This is a genomic window from Saccharopolyspora sp. (assembly GCF_017434145.1).
In the GTDB taxonomy this organism is placed as follows: domain Bacteria; phylum Actinomycetota; class Actinomycetes; order Mycobacteriales; family Pseudonocardiaceae; genus Saccharopolyspora_C; species Saccharopolyspora_C galaxeae.
Genome location: NZ_JAFRFW010000440.1, coordinates 1 through 2,895, shown reverse-complemented (window position 1 = coordinate 2,895; position 2,895 = coordinate 1). Strand labels below are relative to the sequence as shown.

The following is a 2,895-nucleotide window of genomic DNA, read 5'->3' as shown; positions in this document are numbered from 1 at the left end:
TTCGAACTGTTCGGGCAGGTATCCGACACCTACCTGGTGTCCGAAAGGAACTTCAACGAGACTAGGTGTCATGGCCGAAACCGCTCCCGCGCATTCGGACGGGACACATCTGACCGAGCAACATCGTGAGCTGCTCGATCAGGTCCTCGACAAGTGGTCGTTGCAGATCCTTGCGGCGCTGTGCGAGCAGGAACCGTTGCGCTTCAACGAACTCCGGCGGGCGATCCCGGTCGTGACGCAGAAGTCCCTAACGGCGGCGCTGCGGCGCCTGGAGCGCAACGGAATGATCGAACGTTGCGTGTTGAGCACGCGGCCGGTCGCCGTCGAGTACCGCATCACGCCGCTGGGAAAGTCATTGCAAGAACTCGTCGACGCGCTGTTGGAATGGGGCACCAGCACGCTGCCCGCCGTCGAACGCGCCCGCGCGCGATTCGACGACCAGGTATGACAGATCCGGTCCGACCGAACGGCCTGCGCCATCCGGGACGCCGACCGTCCGGCCGGCAGCAGTTCGCCGAGCTACCGCAGGTGGCCGAATCCCGTTGCTCCCATGGATACCGATGCCGGAGGCGACCGCACGTGCGCACCATTCGCGATGTTGCTGCACCGTTGCACATGCTCGATCCGGACGCCCCCGATGCGTCCGATCTCGAGGCGTTGCGCGAGGTGGTCGGCGACGCCCGCGTCGTCTGCCTCGGGGAGAGCGCGCACTTCACCACCGAGTTCGCCCTGCTGCACGACCGGGTGCTGCGGTTCCTGGTCCGCGAACTCGGTTTCTCCGCGTTCGTGCTGGAATCCGGGCTGCCGGAAGGCTTGGCCGTGGACGACTGGGTGCGCGGCGGAGCCGGGGACGTCGCGGAGATCGCCCGCACCGGGATCACCTGGTCGCTCGGCCGTTGCAGCGAGATGCACGACCAGTTGCGCTGGATGCGCGTGCGCAACCGAGCCGCAAGCCCGGTGCGCTTCTACGGGATGGACGTGCCCGGTTGGTGCCTGAATCCCGCGCCCGGCGTCGCGGGTTGTCTCGCGCGGATCCCCGCGCGGGCAGGCGACGGCGAGCTGCTGGCCACTGCCGACCTGGGTGCACCCGGTAAAGCACCGGCCCCGGATGCGCCGGGACCTGATACGGCGACAGTCCCGGACGGGCTGGAGCAGCGCATCGACGAACTCGTCGAACGTGCCGAGTCGGCAGCTGATCGGCTTGCGCTGCGCTGCGCCCGCGGCGCTCGCAGCGTGCTCGAGTTCCGCCGTGGCGGTCTTTATCCCGCACCCGGGCGCAACCTGCGCAACGAGGTGATGGCCGAGAACCTGCGGTGCATCCTGCAACGCGAGGAGCGCATCGTCGTTGCAGCGCACAACGTGCACCTGCAACGCACGCCCGCCTTCGACGGCACCGCGGCCATCGGCGGCCTGCTGGCTGCCGAGCTCGGCGAGGACCTGGTCGTGATCGGCACGACCCGCGGCCCGGGCATCGTGCCGGACGTCGATCTCGACGCCGAGCCGTCGCAGCGCTTCGCCACACCGGCCGGACGGATCACTCCACCACCGCATTCGCTGGACGCGGTACTGGACACCGCGGGCCTCCCGCACCACCTGGTGGACCTGCGGCGCGCACCCGCGGAGCTGTTCACCGGGGTCACCTGCATGGCCGGGGAGAACCTCCTGGTCGACATCGATCCGCGGCAAGCCTTCGACGCCGTCATCCACGTCCGGCAGATCACGCCAGCCCACGGCACGTCCGATTGAGCCAGCGCCGCTCAGGACCGCCAGCGGGACAGGCGGCGTTCCAAGGTCACCAGGGTCTGGTTGAACGCCAGGCCGAGCAGCGAGATCGTGATGATGCCCGCGTACATCTGCGGGACCTGGAAGTTGTATTGCGAGGTGTTGATCAGGTACCCGATACCCGCCTTGGCGCCGACCATTTCGGCCGCGACCAGCACGAGGATCGAGTTCGCCGCGGCGAGCCGGATCCCGGTGAACACCATCGGGACCGCGGCGGGCAGTACGACCTTGGTGAACACCGCCGTCGAGCCGAATCCCCGCGACCGCGCCGATTTGATCAGCAGCGGGTCCACCGTGCGGACCGCGCTGATGGTGTTGAGCAGGATCGGCCAGGTGCAGGCGAACACGATCAGCGCGATCTTCGAGGACTCGCCCAGGCCGAGCAGCAGCACGAACACCGGTAGCAGCGCGAGCGCCGCGGTGTTGCGGAACAGTTCGAGCAGCGGGTTGAGCAGTTCGCCGACCAGCCGGTACCAGCCGATCACGACGCCCAGCGGCACCGCGACGACGATGGCGATGCCGAAGCCCGCGACGGAACGGCCCAGACTCGCCCCGAGGTTCTCCCACAGCTGCCCGTTCGCCGCGAGCTGCACCCACTGTCCCAGTACTTCGCTGAACGGGGGCAGGAAGATGCTGTCGGCCAGCCCGATGCGCGGCGCGAGTTCCCACACCAGCAGGAAAACCACGATCGCCGCCGAGGACTTCAGCACGCGCTCGGCGACGTGCCGCGCCGGAATCGCCGACGTGGCACCGGAAGTGGCGGGCGGTGCGATGCTAGCCAATCGAGATCACCTCGGGGTCTTGGTCGTTCGACGGCGCGTCCTGCGATTCCCGCGCGGCCGCGCGCTCGGCTTGCTGCGCGCGGTCCACTTCGGACCTAAGCAGACTCCACACGTGATGCCGGTAGTGCGCGAACTCGGGCGAGGAGCGAATGTCCGCCCGTTCGGTGCGCTCGCCGAGGTCGATGTCGACGACGTCCTTGACCGTTCCCGGCCGCGAGGTCAGCACCGCCACCCGCTGCCCGAGGTGCACCGCCTCGTCGATGCCGTGCGTGATGAACACGATGGTCTTGCCGGTGCGCTGCCACAGCCGCAGCAGCTCGTCCTGCAGCGT

At 68.5% G+C, this 2,895-nt stretch carries 3 protein-coding genes and 1 pseudogene; 2 read left to right on the top strand and 2 right to left on the bottom strand.

Features of this window, described 5'->3' with window-relative positions:
• Both IJH84_RS12135 and IJH84_RS12130 read left to right on the top strand, forming a co-directional pair.
• Positions 1-448 (top strand): winged helix-turn-helix transcriptional regulator (locus IJH84_RS12135; RefSeq protein WP_367269013.1); only part of this gene is annotated, 448 nt, incomplete at its 5' end.
• 131 nt (positions 449-579) lie between these two features.
• On the top strand, positions 580-1,746 hold the full coding sequence (locus IJH84_RS12130; protein ID WP_295144172.1) for an erythromycin esterase family protein: 1,167 nt from the start codon (positions 580-582) through the stop codon (positions 1,744-1,746).
• A gap of 11 nt (positions 1,747-1,757) precedes the next feature.
• Here the strand turns inward: IJH84_RS12130 and IJH84_RS12125 are convergent, their stop codons facing one another.
• A complete protein-coding gene (locus IJH84_RS12125) occupies positions 1,758-2,519 on the bottom strand; it encodes an ABC transporter permease (RefSeq protein ID WP_295144174.1) in 762 nt (253 codons plus the stop codon).
• 37 nt (positions 2,520-2,556) lie between these two features.
• Positions 2,557-2,895 (bottom strand): annotated as a pseudogene (locus IJH84_RS12120) (hypothetical protein); the annotation flags it as partial.